At 60.0% G+C, this 18,251-nt stretch carries 17 protein-coding genes; 8 read left to right on the top strand and 9 right to left on the bottom strand.

All coding sequences use genetic code 11. The features are described from left to right. Positions 1-43 precede the first annotated feature (43 nt). The 3 genes from AWM69_RS15060 to AWM69_RS15070 all read left to right on the top strand — a co-directional run bounded on the left by AWM69_RS15060 (position 44) and on the right by AWM69_RS15070 (position 2,926). On the top strand, positions 44-937 hold the full coding sequence (locus AWM69_RS15060; protein ID WP_131652380.1) for a LysR family transcriptional regulator ArgP: 894 nt from the start codon (positions 44-46) through the stop codon (positions 935-937). Between the two features lie 52 nt (positions 938-989). Continuing rightward, on the top strand, positions 990-1,988 hold the full coding sequence (locus AWM69_RS15065; protein ID WP_131652381.1) for an NAD(P)-dependent oxidoreductase: 999 nt from the start codon (positions 990-992) through the stop codon (positions 1,986-1,988). Between the two features lie 110 nt (positions 1,989-2,098). Continuing rightward, positions 2,099-2,926: an ATPase gene (locus AWM69_RS15070; protein WP_218727371.1), complete on the top strand. Its 828-nt coding sequence runs from the start codon at positions 2,099-2,101 to the stop codon at positions 2,924-2,926. Positions 2,927-2,989: 63 nt separating this feature from the next. Here AWM69_RS15070 and AWM69_RS15075 read toward each other — a convergent pair whose 3' ends face one another. Further along, on the bottom strand, positions 2,990-4,507 hold the full coding sequence (locus tag AWM69_RS15075) for an MDR family MFS transporter (RefSeq protein WP_218727373.1): 1,518 nt from the start codon (positions 4,505-4,507) through the stop codon (positions 2,990-2,992). Between the two features lie 472 nt (positions 4,508-4,979). After that, entirely contained in the window at positions 4,980-5,885 is a 906-nt protein-coding gene (locus tag AWM69_RS15080; RefSeq protein ID WP_131652384.1) for a LysR family transcriptional regulator, read from the bottom strand. A 113-nt stretch (positions 5,886-5,998) separates the two neighbouring features. Here AWM69_RS15080 and AWM69_RS15085 point away from each other — a divergent pair, with 113 nt between their 5' ends. Beyond that, on the top strand, positions 5,999-6,883 hold the full coding sequence (locus AWM69_RS15085) for an MBL fold metallo-hydrolase (protein WP_218727374.1): 885 nt from the start codon (positions 5,999-6,001) through the stop codon (positions 6,881-6,883). 56 nt (positions 6,884-6,939) lie between these two features. Next, positions 6,940-7,554, top strand: a complete 615-nt coding sequence (locus AWM69_RS15090; RefSeq protein WP_218727376.1) for an NAD(P)-dependent oxidoreductase — start codon at positions 6,940-6,942, stop codon at positions 7,552-7,554. A gap of 64 nt (positions 7,555-7,618) precedes the next feature. Here the strand turns inward: AWM69_RS15090 and AWM69_RS15095 are convergent, their stop codons facing one another. Then, a complete protein-coding gene (locus tag AWM69_RS15095) occupies positions 7,619-8,506 on the bottom strand; it encodes a LysR substrate-binding domain-containing protein (RefSeq protein WP_218727378.1) in 888 nt (295 codons plus the stop codon). A gap of 111 nt (positions 8,507-8,617) precedes the next feature. On the opposite strand from AWM69_RS15095, the gene AWM69_RS15100 reads away from it, so the two are divergent. Then, entirely contained in the window at positions 8,618-10,255 is a 1,638-nt protein-coding gene (locus AWM69_RS15100) for a 5-guanidino-2-oxopentanoate decarboxylase (protein WP_218727380.1), read from the top strand. On the opposite strand, the gene AWM69_RS15105 is transcribed toward AWM69_RS15100, so the two are convergent. Then, complete coding sequence (locus AWM69_RS15105) at positions 10,250-11,179, bottom strand: AraC family transcriptional regulator (protein WP_218727382.1); 930 nt, start codon at positions 11,177-11,179, stop codon at positions 10,250-10,252. The genes AWM69_RS15100 and AWM69_RS15105 overlap by 6 nt on opposite strands. A gap of 333 nt (positions 11,180-11,512) precedes the next feature. On the opposite strand from AWM69_RS15105, the gene AWM69_RS15110 reads away from it, so the two are divergent. After that, positions 11,513-11,842, top strand: coding sequence for a putative quinol monooxygenase (locus AWM69_RS15110; RefSeq protein ID WP_131652389.1), 330 nt, complete (start codon positions 11,513-11,515; stop codon positions 11,840-11,842). Between the two features lie 41 nt (positions 11,843-11,883). Next, a complete protein-coding gene (locus AWM69_RS15115; RefSeq protein WP_218727384.1) occupies positions 11,884-12,117 on the top strand; it encodes a hypothetical protein in 234 nt (77 codons plus the stop codon). 3 nt (positions 12,118-12,120) lie between these two features. Here the strand turns inward: AWM69_RS15115 and AWM69_RS15120 are convergent, their stop codons facing one another. The 5 genes from AWM69_RS15120 to AWM69_RS15140 all read right to left on the bottom strand — a co-directional run bounded on the left by AWM69_RS15120 (position 12,121) and on the right by AWM69_RS15140 (position 18,237). Continuing rightward, positions 12,121-12,741: a flavin reductase family protein gene (locus AWM69_RS15120; RefSeq protein ID WP_048377922.1), complete on the bottom strand. Its 621-nt coding sequence runs from the start codon at positions 12,739-12,741 to the stop codon at positions 12,121-12,123. Between the two features lie 162 nt (positions 12,742-12,903). Beyond that, entirely contained in the window at positions 12,904-13,239 is a 336-nt protein-coding gene (locus AWM69_RS15125) for a hypothetical protein (RefSeq protein WP_131652390.1), read from the bottom strand. Between the two features lie 407 nt (positions 13,240-13,646). Next, a complete protein-coding gene (locus AWM69_RS15130; RefSeq protein WP_131652391.1) occupies positions 13,647-14,969 on the bottom strand; it encodes an MFS transporter in 1,323 nt (440 codons plus the stop codon). A 183-nt stretch (positions 14,970-15,152) separates the two neighbouring features. Further along, the gene (locus AWM69_RS15135; protein ID WP_218727385.1) at positions 15,153-16,478 is read right to left on the bottom strand and encodes a sigma-54 dependent transcriptional regulator; all 1,326 of its coding nucleotides are present in this window, start codon (positions 16,476-16,478) and stop codon (positions 15,153-15,155) included. Positions 16,479-16,482: 4 nt separating this feature from the next. After that, positions 16,483-18,237: an ATP-binding protein gene (locus AWM69_RS15140; protein WP_218727387.1), complete on the bottom strand. Its 1,755-nt coding sequence runs from the start codon at positions 18,235-18,237 to the stop codon at positions 16,483-16,485. Positions 18,238-18,251 lie beyond the last annotated feature (14 nt).

Below are 18,251 nucleotides of genomic sequence, written 5' to 3' on the forward strand. Positions count from 1 at the left end.
TATAAGAAAAACCAATATTGCTGATCGCTCATTAGGAAAACTGATGTTCGACTATAAATTGCTGTCTGCGTTGGCCGCCGTGGTAGAACAAGCCGGTTTTGAACGTGCGGCTCAGGTACTGGGCTTGTCCCAATCGGCCATCTCCCAACGCATCAAGTTGCTGGAAGCGCGCATCGGTCAGCCGGTGTTGATTCGGGCAACCCCGCCAACGCCGACCGAGATCGGTCGGCGCCTGCTCAACCATGTGCAGCAAGTCCGCCTGCTTGAGCGTGACTTGCAAAGTGCTGTGCCGGCGCTGGACGAGGAAGGCTTGCCCGAGCGCCTGCGTATCGCCTTGAATGCCGATAGCCTGGCGACATGGTGGGCGCAAGCGGTGGGGGATTTTTGCGCCGAACAGCACCTGTTGCTGGATCTGGTGGTCGAGGATCAGACCGTGGGCCTCAAGCGTATGCGTGCCGGTGAAGTGGCGGCTTGCCTGTGTGCCAGTGAGCGGCCTGTTACGGGCGGGCGCAGTGTGTTGCTGGGGGCCATGCGTTACCGGGCGCTGGCCAGCCCGGCGTTTATCGCACGGCATTTTCCGGCCGGGGTGAGTGCCGAGTTATTGCCCAGGACGCCGGCTCTGGTGTTTGGTCCGGACGACTTCCTGCAGCATCGTTACCTGGCGGCGTTAGGGGTGGACGGCGGATTCGAGCACCATTTGTGCCCGTCGTCCGAAGGTTTTATCCGCCTGACCGAGGCCGGTCTGGGGTGGGGGCTGGCACCTGAGTTGCAGGTGCGCGAGCAACTGGCGAGCGGCACGCTGGTTGAGCTTTTGCCAGATAAAGTGATCGACGTGCCACTGTACTGGCATCATTGGCGCAATGGTGGACAACTGCTGGGGCAATTGACCGAACATTTATCCCGTTCGGCGTCCCGCTGGTTAGTGCCTTGGGCCTGAAAACCAGCGTTTAAACAGCAGGCAACACGAATTACAGCATTTGGAGCGATTGATGAAAATTCTGGTCACTGGCGCGAGCGGCTTTATTGGCGGACGCTTTGCGCGTTTTGCCTTGGAGCAAGGCTTTGACGTGCGGGTCAGCGGGCCACGGGCTGAAGGTGTCGAACATTTGGTGCGACGCGGGGCTGAGTTTATCCCGGGTGACATGACTGATGGTTTGCTGGTGCGCGATCTGTGTGTGGATGTCGACGCAGTGGTGCATTGCGCGGGGGCAGCGGGAGCGTGGGGACGCGCTCAGGATTTGCACCGCGATAACGTGCTGGTGACTGAAAACGTGGTGGAAGCCTGCCTGAAACAGCGCGTGCGCCGCTTGGTGCATCTGTCATGCGCGTCACTGTATTTCGATGGCCGCTCGCACGTGGGATTGACGGAAGAACAACTTCCCAAGCGTTTCAAATACCCGTATGCCGCGACGAAAAACCTGGCGGAACAAAAGGTGTTCGGCGCCCAGGAGTTCGGGCTTGAGGTGATTGCATTGCGTCCGCGCTTCGTCACCGGTGCCGGGGACATGAGCCTTTTTCCGCGCTTGTTGAAGTTGCAGCGCAAAGGCCGTGTCGCCATCGTCGGCAATGGCCTGAACAAGGTCGATTTCACCAGTGTGCAAAATCTTAACGAAGCGTTATTGAGCAGCTTGCTGGCGACCGGTTCAGCGTTGGGCAAGGCGTACAACATCAGCAATGGCACGCCGATTCCGCTGTGGGATGTGATCAATTACGTGATGCGCCAGATGAACGTGCCGCAGGTTACGCGTTATCGGGGGTTTGGCCTGTCCTACAGTCTGGGAGCGCTCAATGAAGCCGGCTGCAAGCTGTGGCCCGGCCAGCCGGAACCATCCTTGTCACGATTGGGTGCGCAGATGATGGACAAGGACTTCACGCTCGATATCAGTCGTGCCCGGCACTATCTCGATTACACGCCCAACGTCAGCCTGTGGGCGGCGCTCGACGAGTTTTGCGGCTGGTGGAAAGCCCAGGAAACGTCTTACCGCTGAGGGGGCAGCACTGAAGCGGCTATCGGCTGTCCAAGGACGATCAAGGGCAAGAGTCGGCGGTTTATACTCTGGCCATTCAGCTTTTACTCAGGTTTAGAAAAGGTTTTGCCATGCGTAACGATTCCCGCGACGACGTTGATAATGTGCCGACCTTGCGTGCCACGGTGGACGACGACGCCCCGCTGGAGCCGACTGCCGGGGCGCGGGAGCGCACCGCGGTCTACTCGCGCGACACGCCGGTGGTCAAGGTCAAGGGCCCGAGCACTGGACCTTTGTGGGCATTGATCTGTGCCTTGGTGCTGGCGATGGCCGGCCTGGGATGGTGGAGTTTTCAGCAGATTTCGTTGATGGAGCAGCAACTGGTGGCCACGCAGGAAAGTTTTGCGCGGATCAGTGAAGACGCCGCAGGACGCTTGCAGGCAATCACCGGCAAGGTGGTCGCGAGCGAGTCGAACCTCAACAACGGCAGTGAAGCCCTGAAGCTGCAAATCAGGCAGCTCGAAGAGCAGCTGCTTGAACAGGGCAAGCGTCAGCAAACTGCGGTGACGGGTCAGCAAGGGGAGCTGGACAAGCGTTTTGAGCAAATCAATGCCGCAATGCTGATGCAGGTGACCGCTCAAAAAGAGAGCCAGACCAAACTTGAAGCCGAGTTGGCCACGCTGAAAAGTGCCGTTGCAGAACAGGCCCGGCTGGACACTCAGATCAAAGGTCTGAGCACTGATGTCACGGCCCTGAAAAAACAGGGCGATCCGGGGGCCGCTGTTCAACGCCTGGAGCAAGACCTGATCGTGCTCAAAAGCGAGCTGGAAACTCGACCGGCCCCGACCCAGGGCGCCAGCACCGCCGAGTTCGATGCGTTTCGCGGTCAAGTGACACGCAATATCAACACCCTGCAAAGCCAGATTCAGAACCTGCAAAAACAGATCAGCGCCCGCTAAAAGCTCTGTTAGCTGTTGCCGCAGGCTGCGATAGTGCGCAGCGCCCCTTAGTCAGCCCGGGGATTACCGGGCCTTGTCTTCCCGTCCGCGCAAGACCTGGTTGGGCATCGCGATCGCTGCACATAATCCGAGCAGCGAGATCATTGCGCTGATGCTCAGCAAGTGGCGGAACGTCTGCTGCAGCTCTTGACGCAAATGCTCGAGGGCGGGGCCCTGGGCCGCGTTCAGGCTGTCGAGCAGGACGTTGCCCGAGCTGCCTTCTCCCAGTAGTGCTTGCCCGGCCACAGGGGTCAGCAACGTGCCGTGAAGCAGCGCGAGGAGCAAGGCCGACATCAAGGCCACGCCGACGGCGCCGCCCAGGGCGCGAAACAGGTTGGTGGTGCTGGTGGAGACCCCGATATCGCGCTGTTCTACCGAGTTCTGCGCCCCGACCAGAGACGTCGGGAACTGCATGCCGGCCGCGATCCCGCTGAGCAACATGAATACACCGCTCAGCAGTTCGGCATCCGGCGGGCTGAAGGCCATGCCGAGGATGGACAGCGGCATCATCAGTGCGCCGGTGAGGATCATGGGTTTGTAATAGCCGGTCACCGACGTCATGCGTCCGGCAAAATAAGCACCCATGGGCAAGCCCATTGCCAAGGGCAACAGGTGCAATGCGGCGCTGTCGGCCCCGGCGCCCGTGATGCTTTGATAGCGCAGCGGTATGAGTACGATCAGTGAGATCGCCTGAAAACTGGTGAAGAACACCGTGCACCAGCACAGCACCGCATTGCGATTGGCAAACAGGTGCATGGGCAGAAGAGGTTCCGGGGTGCGGCGTTCGTGCCAGACAAACAGGATCAGGGCGAGCAGCGCTGCAGCCAGCAGTGCCAGCACCTGATCATCGCGCCAACTGTGGCCCTGGCCGATCAAGGTGATACCCAGCAGCAAGGATGTCAGGCCGATAATCATCAGCACCGTGCCCAGATAATCGATGACCGGTTTGCGCTGGGGAATCGGCAGCCCGACCAGGGTGCGATGAGCGATCCACCACGACACCAGCCCCAATGGCAAATTGATCCAGAATACCCAGCGCCATGACAGGTACTCGGTCATATAGCCGCCGAGCACGGGGCCGGCCACGCTGGCCACCGCATACATGCTGCTGAAATAGCCCTGATAGCGCCCGCGCTCACGGGGCGGCACGATATCGCCGATGATTGCCTGGCTCACTGAAATCATTCCACCGGCCCCAATCCCCTGGATGATCCGCGCCAGCACCAGTTGCTCCATGTTCTGCGCGAGTCCGCAAAATAGCGAAGCCAGGGTGAACAGGCCCATGCCAAACAGCATCAGGCGCCGACGTCCGTACAGATCCCCGAGTTTGCCGTAGATCGGAACCGCCACGGTCATCGCTACCATGTAGCCGGAAATCACCCACGCCAATTGGCTGACATCCTTGAACTGGGCAGAGATGGCCGGGATCGAGACAGCGACAATGGTCTGATCCAGAGCACCCAGAAAAATCGCCAGCATCAGGGCGACGAGGATGCTGCGGATGGCGGGTCTGGGTTGTGGGGGTTGATTCAGGTTGGTCACTGAGCACCTGCAGGACAAGGCCACAGGGCGACAAGCCTGTGGTGGCTGTGCCGGGCAGTGTACTTGAAAGGTGTTTTTTTTCAGTGCCCGAATACCTTTTTTGAGCGATGGGTATTGAGCAAGCCGGACTGACGGATCAGTCCGGCCTGATACTCCGGGGCGTCCTTACCTCAGAGCGCTGAACGTGGCGTTCAACGAATAGCAGTGTCCGCCCTGACAACTGGCGGTCAATCCGGCTTGCCGTGTTTGCTCGGCGCGGTAGCAAGCGCCTGCAAACAATACTGCGACAGCAAATACGATAAACACGGTCATGCATCTGGTTTTTGTTTTAGTAGTCATGGCACTCATTTCTCCTTAACCATCGGAGTCAGACCTAGACTTCACACCGTTGAGGCTAGCTCAGACCCTCGCACTTGCCCTGCCAGTTGTACGAGTGGTGGCGGCCCGGTTCATCCCTCAAACGGACTACTCGCTACAAACCCTGATCCCACTCCGGAGGGTCGGTGAAACGGCTTGCGAGAAAGTCGAGCATGCTGCGCAGCGTGGCGGGCATCTGTTTGCGCGAGGCATACACCGCGTAAATGGTCATCACCCGGGGTTCGGCTTCCGGCAGCAGGCGCACCAGTTCGCCGCGTTGCACATAGGTTGCCGCCTGATAGCTGGGCAGCAGCGTAATGCCTGCACCCGCCAGGGCGGCGCTCAATAACGTACTGGCTTCGTTGGCGGTGATGTTGCCCTGGACCGGAACAGACACGTCCTCTGCGTTGCGGGTGAAATGCCACAGGCTTTTGCCGTAATAGGAATGGCTGAGGCAATTGTGCCGGCTGAGTGCTTCGACCTCTTGCGGAGCGGGGTGCTCACGCAGATACGCCGGCGAGGCACAGAGCACAGAGCGGCAGACCGTCAGCTTGCGGGCGATCAAACTCGGGTCCAGCTCATGGCTGGTACGAATCGCCAGGTCGATCCGCTCATCCACCAGGTTCACTGTGCGGTCGAGCATTTGCAGGTCGACGCTGACCTCGGGGTACAGACGCACATAGTCGGTGACGGCGGCGGCCAATTGCGCCTGGCCGAACGAGGTGCTGACACTGATGCGCAATAGTCCTCGCGGTGCATCGCCGGGCAGGGTCACGGCGGCCTGCAGCTCATCGGCCAGCTCGAGCATTTGTCGGCAGCGTGGCAGGGTTTCTTCGCCGGCGGTCGTCAGGCTCAGCTTGCGCGTAGTGCGGTGCATCAAACGCGCGCCAACCCAGGCTTCCAGCTCGGCCAGGTAGCGAGATACCACCGGCCGCGACAGGTCCAGTTGGTCAGCAGCAGCTGACTGGCTGCCGAGATCCACGACGGTGACGAACACGCGCATTGCGATAAGACGATCCATGATCTGCCCGATATCTGAAACAAACTATGTCGAAGCATCGCATTTTTTGTTGGCGATCGGGCAACTAAGCTCTGTCCACTGCCCGCAGCGGGCCATGAACCTGGAAAAACACCATGACAGGATTTTCAATGCACCCTCGTTACCTGTTCAGCGCGATTGCCCTGAGCTTCGCCGCCCACGCCCTGGCCGCGCCGGGGCCTTTGACCCTGGATGTCTACAACCCGGGAGAGACTGCGATTTTCCCGGTATCGTCGGTGCTGGTCAGCGGTGAGAAAGACGCCATTCTGGTGGATGCCCAGTTCGGCAAGGCTCAGGCCGGGCAGGTGGTGGACAAAATCCGCGCCAGTGGCAAACACCTCACCCTGATCTATATCAGTCATGGCGATCCGGATTACTACTTCGGCCTGGATACGCTGACGCAGGCATTCCCGGACGCCCGGGTGGTGGCTTCAGCCCCCACCGTTGAGCACATCGTCAAAACCAAGGATGCAAAACTGGCGTTCTGGGGGCCGAAGATGGGCACAGATGTGCCCCGCAAACTGATCGTGCCCGACGTCCTGAAGGGCAATACCCTGGAACTTGAAGGTCAGGAACTGGACATCGTGGGTCTCAACAGCCGCCAGCCAGACCGCAGCTTCGTGTGGATTCCATCACTCAAGGCCGTAGTGGGTGGCGTGGTCGTGGCCGACAACCTTCATGTGTGGATGGCCGACACTCAAACCCCGCAATCGCACAAACAATGGCTGGCAACGTTAAAGCGTATCGACAGCCTGCAACCTTCGATCGTGGTGCCGGGCCATTACCTGGGCGCGAACGATCGTTCATTGAGTTCGGTGCACTTCACCCGCGACTACATCAAGGCGTTCGATGAACACACGATCAAAGCCAAAAACGCTGACGAGTTGATCGCCGCGATGAAACAACGCTACCCGGATCTGGGTGAGGTCTCTTCGCTGGAACTGAGCGCCAAAGTCGCCAAGGGCGAAATGAAGTGGTGATTTGAGTACGACCCTTGCGGGTTGAGCCCGTGTAATCAAACCTGTCGGAGCACATCATGAGCAACATAGCCATTCTCGGAGCCACCGGTCGTGCCGGTAGCCAATTGCTGGAAGAAGCCCTGCGTCGCGGGCATCGTGTCACCGCTATCGCCCGGCATGCCTCCAGGCTGGGCGAGCGGGCCGGTGTCGTGAGCAAAGACGTGGACATCAACGATGCCCACGCCCTGCAACTTGCCGTGGCTGGCCACGATGTCGTGCTCAGTGCGGCTCATTTCTCGACCTTGCCCGCCGCCGCCATCATCGAGCCGGTGAAGCGTGCCGGGATCAAGCGCTTGCTGTTCGTTGGTGGCGCCGCTTCGCTGTTGTTGCCGGATGGCACACGCGTCCTCGACAGCCCGGGCTTCCCGGATGCTTATAAGGCTGAAGCTTCGGCAGGTGCTGTTTATCTGGAGACCTTGCGCGCCGAAAAAGAGCTGGACTGGACGTTTCTGTCACCGTCTGCCGAGTTTGTAGAGGGAGCGCGCACAGGCACCTTCCGCTTGGGTAAAGACCACCTGCTGGTCAGCGCTGAAGGCAAAAGCTGGATCACTTTCGCGGACTTCGCCATCGCGATGCTGGACGAGGTTGAACAGCCTCGGCATTCGCGTCAGCGTTTTACGGTGGGGTATTGATCGGCTGCCTGCCGAACGTTCAGGCCACGCCGCCCAGTGTCGGGCGCGCGTGTCCTCCTGACGTTTACGACGCTTGTTCCTGTGCCTGCTTCAGCAGCCATGCCATCAGCTCACGCAGCGGCGGAGAGGGTTCGTTACGCGGTGAGCACACCATGTAATAGGCGCCGCCGGTGCGTATCCTCAAGTCGAACGGCATGACCAGGCGTCCGGCCTTGAGGTCGTCGCCGATCAGCGCCCAATCGCCGATGGCCACGCCATTGCCTTGGGCGGCAACGGTCATGGCCAGGTCCAGAGTGTCGAAATACTGACTTTGACGAATCAGTGACACATCGCCCCCGGCGGCATTCAGCCAGTGGGTCCAGTCTCGTTGGTCCCGACTGGGATGCAGCAATGTGTGTCGTTCAAGGTCTTTCAGGCTATTGATGGCCTGGTTGCCTTCCAGCAAGTCCGGGGCGCAAACCGGGGTGAGCTGTTCGTCGAACAAGTGCTGGCCTTCGCGCCGCGGGCCTGGCTGTGGGCTGTACACCACGGCGGCATCGAAGGCTTCGCGGCGAAAGTCGACGCCATGCTGCACGCTGCTGGTCAGCTCTACCGGCATGTCCGGGTGCAGTTTTTTCCATTGCAGCAGCTTGGGCAGCAGCCAGCGCAGCATGCAGGTGGGGGCTTTGATTTGCAGCGGGGTGCGGCGAATGCTGGCGTACTCGATGGCCTCGCCGATCAAGTCGAACGCCTGCTCGATGCGCGGGTACAGCGCCTGGCCTTGTTCGGTCAGGCTCAGGCCACGGGCCTGGCGATGGAACAGCAGGTAACCCAGTTGATCCTCAAGCCCGGCAATTTGCCGGCTTACCGCACCTTGGGTGATGTACAACTGCTCGGCAGCACGGGTGAAGTTGCAGCATTGGGCCGTGATTACAAAAGTATGCAGCGCAGGAAGTGGCGGTAGACGTTTCATCGCAGTTCAGCCATGAGTCCAGGACATGGCTAGTATGCGCAGTTTTGCGTTGTGCGCGCCACACGTGGCGGCTTCAATAGCTCAAACGAGAACAACAACAGGACTGTGCAGATGGCGACGTGTGGCGAAGTATTGGTCAAGTTACTGGAGGCATACGGGGTTGAGCAGGTATTCGGTATCCCGGGCGTGCACACCGTTGAGTTATATCGCGGGCTGGCGGACTCGACGATCAGCCACGTGACGCCGCGCCATGAGCAGGGCGCCGGGTTCATGGCTGACGGCTATGCGCGTACCAGCGGCAAACCGGGTGTGTGCTTCATTATCACCGGGCCGGGCATGACCAATATCACCACGGCCATGGGTCAGGCCTATGCCGACTCTATCCCGATGCTGGTGATCTCCAGTGTGCAGTCCCGCAGCCAGCTCGGAGGCGGGCGCGGCAAGTTGCATGAGCTGCCGAATCAGGGCGCACTGGTAGCCGGTGTGGCGGCTTTTTCCCATACCTTGATGTCGGCCGCCGAGTTGCCGGGGGTACTGGCGCGGGCATTTGCCGTATTTCAGGCCGGTCGCCCGCGGCCGGTGCATATCGAAATCCCCTTGGATGTACTGGTGGAAAACGCTGACGCGCTGCTGGTCAGTCAGCCCGTCAGCATCGCCCGCGCCGGGGCGGCCCCGGCCGCGATCGAGCAGATGAGCCGGCGTCTGGCCCAGGCCCGGCGTCCGTTGATCCTGGCCGGTGGTGGCGCGATTGAGGCCGCGCCTGCATTGATCCTTCTGGCCGAGCAACTGGGCGCCCCCGTCGCACTCACCATCAACGCCAAAGGCATGCTGCCATCGGACCATCCACTCTTGATCGGCTCTACCCAGTCATTGGTAGCGACCCGGGCACTGGTGGCTGAGGCCGATGTGGTGATGGCGATTGGCACTGAGCTGGCCGAAACCGATTACGACGTAACGTTTGCCGGCGGCTTTGAGATTCCTGGTGCCTTGCTGCGTATCGACATCGACCCCGATCAAACCGTACGCAACTATCCGCCGACGCTGGCGCTGGTGGCTGATGCCCGCGTGGCCACAGAAGCGTTGCTGGCCAGTCTCGGCATGCAGACCCGTGTTGTGCCCTCAAGCGAGTGGGGCGGGGCGCGGGTCATGCGTCTGCGTGCTGAACTGGAGGCTGAATGGGATGCGCCCACCCGTGCTCAAACGCGCTTTTTGCAGACGCTGTTCGAGGTGCTGCCAGAGGCCGTCTGTGTGGGGGACTCTACCCAACCGGTGTACACCGGCAACCTGACGTTCAACCCGGAACAGCCACGCCGTTGGTTTAACTCCTCAACCGGTTACGGCACTTTGGGTTATGCCTTGCCGGCCGCGGTGGGGGCCTGGTTGGGACGGTGTGCCGGGGGGAAACCGGGTGGCCCGGTTATATGCCTGATCGGCGACGGCGGCTTGCAATTTACCCTGGCCGAGCTGGCCAGCGCCGTTGAAGCACGTACGCCGATCATCGTGCTGCTCTGGAATAACCGGGGCTACGGAGAAATCAAAAAATACATGCTCAACCGGGGCATCGAACCGGTGGGGGTCGACATCTACACCCCGGACTTTATTGGCGTGGCCAGGGCCCTGGGGTGTGCGGCGCAGTCGGTAGAGGGCGAAGCACAATTGCGTGCTGCACTGTCCAGCGCGGGTGACCGTCAGGGCCCCAGCGTGATCGAAGTGAATGAGCAGCAGTGGCAGCAATCGCTGGCGCTATAGCTGCATGCGCAGGCGCGCCAAATCCCGTACCGGTGGTGCGCCAAACTGGCGGCTGTACTCGCGGCTGAATTGCGACGGGCTTTCATAGCCCACGCGATAGCCTGCAGCCGATGCGTCCAGCCCCTCGCTCAACATCAGCCGGCGGGCTTCGTTGAGGCGCAGCTGTTTTTGGTATTGCAAGGGGCTCATAGCGGTCATCGCCTTGAAGCGATGGTGCAAGGTCGAGACGCTGAGGTTGGCCTCTCGGGCCAGATTGTCGATGCGCAGCGGTTGTGCGAAATGGCCGTTGAGCCAGGCAACCGCACGGCTTACACGGTGGGTTTGACTGTTTTCGGTGGCAATTTCATGCAGCCGGTAGCCTTGGGGGCTGCGCAGCAGGCGATACAGGATCTCGCGGCGGATCAGGGGCGCAAGCATGGCGATGTCTTTGGGGGTGTCGAGCAAACGGGTCAGGCGCAGCAGGGCGTCCAGCATCAGTTGATCGATGGGCTCGACATACAGGCCGCGGCCGCCAGGGCGTGACGGGACACCGATGGGCCCCGCCTCGCTGATCAGCGTGGTGATCTCCACCGGGTCGATATCCAGGCGAAGGGCCAGCACCGGTCGCTCCGGGGAGATTTCCACCACGCGGCCACTGATGGGCATCGACACTGACACCACCAGGTAGTTGAGGGGGTCGTAGGCAAAATCCTCGTCTGCCAGACGCACTTCTTTGCGCCCTTGGGCCAGAACGCACAGTGCCGGTTGCGGCAAGCTAGGGGCAAAATCGTTGGACTCGCTGTAACGCGAGACAAACAGCGACTCGACCCCCGTGGCACAGGTGCCATCCTCGCCGGTGTGGCGGTAGATGAGGTCGGCCAGCTCTACGCGTCGGGCTTCAAGCTCAGGGTCGAGCGTAGGGCGTGCAGGCTCCGGCAGTGACATGGGGCATCTCCTGATTCAGGCAGTGGGCCCGTAGGGCAGCAAGAAGCCATAGCTTAAGTTTGTGCAAGGCTCAGGGGTAGCCGATTTCTGCCGCAACCTTGCCTGATCCTGCCAGCGCCAAAGGGTTCTGAGCTGCCGGGCGCCTTTCAGCAGGCCTGCATTGCTCGAAATCATGCGGGTGATCGAGGTGCTTGCCGCCAAGGACTGGGCCCTGGATCAATGCGGTTTTGCAGAATCGTGCAAGCCAAGGGCAGGAATCGACTAACGATGCGACTCGTTGAGCCTTAAGCTTTGAACCTCCCCCTCACGCCACTTTTCTTTGTGGAGGCCACCATGCCCCAGCCAAATGCTGTCAGCCACATGACCCTGGTTCGCGCACGCGTCGGGTGCTCGGACCAAGTGCAGGCCTGCTTGAACCAGATGATCGAACCCACCCTTAACACCCCGGGTTGCCTGCACTTTGCCTTGCAGCATGGTCACAGCGATCCATTGGTGTGGCAGGTGGTCGGGCATTGGCTAGATGAGACATCGATGCAGGCTTACTTCAACTCCACGACGATGGAGGTGTACAGCAAACTGCTGCAGCTACAGGTCGTCGACAGTCTGGATTTTCAGACCTTCAGCAAAGCGTTGCCCGTTCCGTTGCAGATGCGTGCCAGTTAAGCGGGTAGAATGCCGGTTTTTAACTGGCCGGAATGTGAAGCATGGCGCGTAAAGAATTTGCACAGTTTGAAGCAGTATCTGCCGTTGTCCCGGTAGAACCAGGGGTTTACCACGCGGCGATTGCCGTTAAGGCCCTGTACGAAGGTGGAGCGCCGCGCTTTCACAAAGTTCTGCTGGAGCAAACCTTCAAGACAGCGACCCAGGCCGATGCAGCCGCTGCCGAACAACTCCAGGCCCTGCAAGGGGTCACTGAAGACGCCGAGCTGATCTGGTAAGCGTTATCGTGGGCGATGCATTTTGAACAAGGCTTCGGGGCCCAGCTGGAAATAATCCGCCGGGCCGCCGCCGCGTAAAATCGGCTCTGCTGCTGCCGTGTCGTAGATCCCGTCCTTGAGCAGATGCCTGGCGATATGAACCGCCACCACTTCCCCCAAAATCAGCCAGCTTGGCACGAGCGCTTTATCGGCCCGCTGCAGCTGAATGATCTGCGTCACCTTGCACTCGAACGACACCGGTGTCTCGGCGACACGTGGCACGCTGATCACGCGTGAAGGCGCTGTGGTCAGTCCGGCCAGCTCAAACTCATCCACTTCAGGTCCGACCATCGCACAGCTTTGGTTCATGGCCTCGGCCAATGGGCGCGTTGCCAGGTTCCATACGAACTCACCGGTTTGCTCAATGTTATTGAGGCTGTCTTTGCGCCCCACACTGCAAAACCCAATGATCGGCGGAATGTAGTTGAACGCGTTGAAAAAGCTGTACGGCGCAAGATTCAGCCGACCCTGGGCATCGTGTGACGAAATCCAGCCAATGGGGCGAGGCCCGACGATGGCGTTGAACGGATCATGAGGCAGGCCATGGCCCTGCGAAGGTTCGTAGTAATGGATATCGTCATGCATGGGGATTGTCCGAAAACGGCTGAGATAGAGGGCCTTTATAGTGCAAGGCATTTGGACGAATGACAAAGCAAGATTGACGCTGGCCCCTCGTGGTGAAGATTTTTCCTGACGCCAAAAAAGATTAAGCCCGGCCTGGGCCGGGCTGGAGTGCCGCTTTCGGTATTAGCTGAAGCGTGCGCCCTGGGTGCGGTCATAACCATCTTCAGCAAAGGCTGCGGAATGGGTCTGGTCAAAGCCGTCTTCAGCAAGGGTCGCGGAATGGGTGCGGTCAAAACCGTCTTCAGCAAAGGTAGCGGAATGGGTCTGGTCAAAGCCGTCTTCAGCAAAGGTCGCAGAACCGGTACGGTCATAGCCATCGGCGGCGATTGTGGCGGAGCCGGTGCGGCTGTAGCCATCTTCAGCGAAGCTCGAAGAGTGGGTGCGATCAAAACCATCGGCTGCGAAGCTGTTGAAGGCCAGTACTGAGAGGGCTGCGGCAAGAATCAGTTGGGTTTTCATGGTCGTGCTCCTGTTGCGTAGTCAGAGATGAAGTCGGTATGGGTTTAAGGTTACGCCGATTAATCTGATTAAAAAGCGCATAAATTCGCGTATACCAATCGATTTATTTGATGTTAAGAGGCGTAGTCCCACCGCCGCACTTAGCACGCACTGGGGGCTGCAAGCCTTGGCGTCTGTCGGCATTGAGAGGGGGCGTTGTGTCGAGAAGAATGGCCGAGCCAGGTTAACGGATCGTTAATGCTTGGCATTCGGCCTGCTGGGCGCGGGTAATCCAAGGCCAGTCAGGCATCAGGCGAGGCGTGGCAGTGTTAAAACGAAAAAGCCCAGCCGGTAATGGCTGGGCTTTTCTAGACCTTCAACGCTCTGCACCCGCAGGTACGGGGCAGTTCGGGCGTCAGCCCTGGCGCTTAGTCAGTTTCGATACGCGAGTGTTTGCGGGTGTCCTTCATGGTCACGTACACCAGCAGCGAGCAGGCGATGCAAGCGGTTACGTACCAGTAGTAGCCTGTTTCCAGACCTGCACTTTTGAACCACAGCGCGATGTATTCAGCGGTGCCGCCGAAGATCGATACGGTCAAGGCATACGGCAGGCCAACACCCAGCGCACGGATTTCGGTCGGGAACAGCTCGGCTTTTACGACGGCGTTGATCGAGGTGTAGCCGCTGACGATGATCAGTGCGGCCATGATCAGGAAGAACGCGCCCCACCAGGTGGTGATGGTGTGCAAGGTGGTGAGGATTGGCACGGTGAACAGCGTACCCAATACACCAAATGCGATCAGGATCGGACGACGGCCAATTTTGTCCGACAACGCGCCGACGATGGGTTGAATGCACATGAACAGGAACAGCGTAGCGGCCGAGATCGTCGTGGAGTCCGAGATGCTCATCCCTACGGTATTCACCAGGTACTTCTGCATGTACGTGGTGTAGGTGTAGAACGCCAGCGTACCGCCCATGGTCAGGCCCACAACGGTCATCAGCTCTTTAGGGTGACGCAGCAGGGTGCGCATGGCGCTTTCTTTGGGTTTGACCTTGGTCTTTTTGAACGACTCGGTTTCTTCCATGCCACGTCGCAGGTACAGCGCCACGACGGCACACAGCGCGCCGATCACGAACGGAATGCGCCAGCCCCAGCTGTACAGTTGCTCTTCAGTCAGGGTTTGTTGCAGCACGATCAGTACGCCCAGCGCGATGAGCTGGCCCGAGATCAGGGTGACGTACTGGAAGCTGGAGAAGAACCCGCGGCGTTCCTTGGTTGCCATCTCGCTGAGGTAGGTGGCCGAGGTGCCGTATTCGCCACCCACCGACAAGCCTTGCAGCAAGCGGGCGAAAACCAGCAGGACCGGAGCCCAGACGCCGATGGTTTCATAACCGGGTGACAGGGCGATCAGCAGCGAGCCGAAGCACATCAACAACACCGATGCCATCAATGCGGCTTTACGGCCTTTGCGGTCGGCGTACAGGCCCATCAACCAGCCACCGATCGGGCGCATCAGGAAGCCCACGGCGAAGATCGCAGCGGTATTGAGCAATTGGGCGGTGGTGTCGCCTTTAGGGAAAAATGCCTTGGCGAAATACAGCGAGAATGCAGCGTAAACGTACCAGTCGTACCATTCGACCATGTTGCCGACGGAACCACTGAAAATCGATTTGATGCGGCTGGAGGTGGTCTTGACTTGAGGTGTCGCCGAGGCAGACCCGGCAGGCAGGGTGCTTGAACTATCCATTAAATGGATCCTTCTCTTATTTGTTTTTTTATCGCGCGTTGAAACGCGAGCTTGCAAGTCTATTAGCAGGAGTTGTGCCAACGACTAAGCTATTGATTTATAAGGGTTATGAAGGTGTTGGTGAGCGGGAATCCGCTGATGGGCGGGGTAGCGATAGGCGGAAATCCGCCTATTGGGGGCTTTTTACAGAAAGGCCTCACGTACGAGGCCATGCCGTTGCATTTTTTCGTTGAGGGTGCGCCTCGGCAGTTGCAGCTCCGTGAGCACGGCCTTGATATCGCCTTTGTGACGATTCAATGCGGCACGCAGGCATTGGGCTTCAAAGGCTTCCTGCTGGGCCGCCAGTGATTGGCCGCTGTCGATATCGTCCAGTTGCGGTTCGCCCATTCCCAGCACCTGACGCTCGGCAACGTTGGCCAGCTCCCGGACGTTACCCGGCCAGTCGTGGCTCAGCAGGCGTGACAGTTGGGCACCGGACAATGGCGCTGCAGCACGGCCCAGACGCTCGGCGGCAGTGCGGGAAAAAAACTCATATAACACCGGAATGTCTTCGCGGCGTTCACGCAGTGCAGAGAGACGCAACTCGGCCACGGTCAGGCGATAGGCCAGGTCTTCGCGAAAGCGTCCGGCCCGGGCTTCTTCCAGCAAGTCGGGCTTGGTCGCGGCAATCACGCGCAGGTTGACCTTGATGCTCTGGTTGGAACCGAGTCGCTCCAGTTTTTGCTCCTGCAACACCCGCAGCAATTTGGCTTGCTGGGCCAGTGGCATGCTTTCGATCTCATCCAGAAACAACGTGCCGCCGTCGGCATACTCCAGCTTGCCGATGCGTTTGCCCTGGGCGCCGGTGAAGGCACCGCTTTCGTGGCCAAACAGCTCGGCCTCGAACAGTTGTTCGGGGATCGCCGCACAGTTCAGCGCCACGAAAGGTTTGTCGGCCCGTGGGCCAAAGTCATGCAGGCAGCGAGCGACCAGTTCTTTACCGCTGCCGGTTTCGCCCCGGATCAGAACATTGACCGGGAGTGGCGCCAGATCCAGCACCTGTCGGCGCAGGGTTTGCAAACTGCGGGATACGCCGAGCAGACGCCCGTCGATCTGCTCGCGCAGGCCGGCCTGTTCATGCAAGCGGCGGTTTTCCAGCACCAGTTGGCGCTTTTCCAGGGCCCGCCGCAGGCTGCTCAGCAGCGCTTCGGGGCTGAAGGGCTTTTCGAGAAAATCGTAGGCGCCATCGCGCATGGCCTCGACGGCCATTGGTACATCGCCGTGTCCGGTCAGCAAAATGACCGGCAGGTCCGGGTCCAGTTGCTGCAAGCGGTTGAGCAGGGCCATGCCGCCCATGCCCGGCATGCGTACGTCGCTGACGATCACCCCGGCAAAATGCGAGGGCAGCCGGCTCAGGCAGTCTTCGGCGCAGCTGTGCAATTGCACGTCAAAGCCGCTGAGGCTAAGCCATTGCTCCACCGCATTGCGAATGCTGGCCTCATCATCGACCACGATCACCGAGTTGAGCATGTTTTCAAAGGTCCTCTGCGGTCGGCAGCGTCAAGGTGAATTGCGCCCCATCAGCATGGTTGCAGACGGTCAGGCGACCGCCGAGTTCGTGAACAATGGCGTAAGACACCGCCAGCCCAAGGCCCAGCCCGTCACCCACGGGCTTGGTGGTGAAGAACGGGTCAAACACTTTACCCAAATGCGCCTCGCTAATCCCGCCTCCACTGTCGCTGACGCTCAGGTTCCAGTGCTGTTGCCGGGCCTCGATACGAATCTCCAGACGTTTGCGGGGTTTATCGTGCAGCGCATCAAGGGCATTACGCAGCAGGTTGATCAGTACTTGCTCCAGGCGGATCGCATCGCCGCGGACCCATGCCGGACGTATCAGGTTCACGTGCAGGTCGATATGTTCTTCCTGTAGTCGAGGCTCAAGCAGTTGCAAGGACTGGTCGACCACCAGCGCCAGATCAAGTCGTTCACGCAAGCCGCTGGGGCTCTGTCGTGCATAGGTCTTGAGGTGACCGGTGAGGGCGGCCATGCGCGTGAGCATCTGCTCCAGCGGCGTGAGCGCTTTATACGCCTCTTCGATGCGACCATGATCGAGCAACAGGCGCAGGGTGGCCAGTTGCATGCGCTGGGCGGTTAGCGGTTGATTGATTTCATGGGCCAGCGCGGCTGACATCTGACCCAGCGCGGCGAGTTTGGCCGACTGCACAAGCCCATCCTGGGCGGTGCGCAAATCCCGGGTGCGGGCTTCGACCAGTTGTTCCAGTTCTTCGCGATTGCGCTGGCGCATCCGCGCCAGGCGCCAGCGTTGCAGCAAAAACAGCCCCAGAAACACCAGCGTCAGCCATAGGCCGATGGCCGCCAGCGCTGCATTGCGGCTGTCTTCGGGCGTCACCACGGGACGACGCAGCAGGTGCAGGGTCCAGCCTTCGGCCGTGAGCGGCAGCGAGTTCCATACGTAATCTTCGGAACCTTGAGGGCCACTGACGCGCATCAGGTAACTGTTGTCGCCAAAGCTGCGCAAGGTGCGGGTAGCCATAGGGGTTAGCGGTTGCTTGTGGTATTGGCGCGTGCTGGAAATTTCGCTGCGATCGTTATCGCTCAACTCACGCAGATAGCGGTAGCGCCAGGCGGGGTCATTGGCAATAAACACGATGCCTCGCGCATCGCTGACCAGGAGCGTGTCGTTGCTCTGGCTCCATTCGCGTTCCAGCTGCGGGAACTCCAGTTTGACCACCATGGCCCCCAGGAACCGGCCCTTGGCATTGAGCACCGCGCTGGACAAAAAGTAACCGGGGATGCCGCTGATCACACCTACCGCGTAAAAGCGTCCGGTGCCCTGGCTGCGGGTCTGGCTGAAATAGGGGCGAAAGCCATAGTTATGTCCCACATAACTGGTGGGTGTGTCCCAGTTGCTGGCCGCCACGGCCAGCCCGGTGCTGTCGAGCAGCTCCAGGGTCGAGGACTGTGCAGCCCCATTGATCCGCTTCAGCTTTTGGTTGAGCCCGGCCTGTATCTCAGGTGTGACGGGCTGGCTCAATGCATTGATCAGCTCTGCGTCCAGCGCCAGGACGGCAGGCAGCGCACGGTAGCGTTCAATCAAGGTGTGCAGCGAATTGGCGTACAGACTCAGTTGCTCGGGGCCGCGGCGGGCGCTTTCTTCCAGCGCGTGCTGTTCGGCCTGACGCATTGCCCAGCTTCCCGCAATAGCTGCCCCGGCCAGGATAAGCAGGCTGTAGAGCGCTACACGCAGATAGCGAGACGTCACGGGCATAGGGGGCAACCGCT

The organism is Pseudomonas sp. D1HM, assembly GCF_019266105.1.
Classification (GTDB): Bacteria; Pseudomonadota; Gammaproteobacteria; order Pseudomonadales; family Pseudomonadaceae; genus Aquipseudomonas; species Aquipseudomonas taetrolens.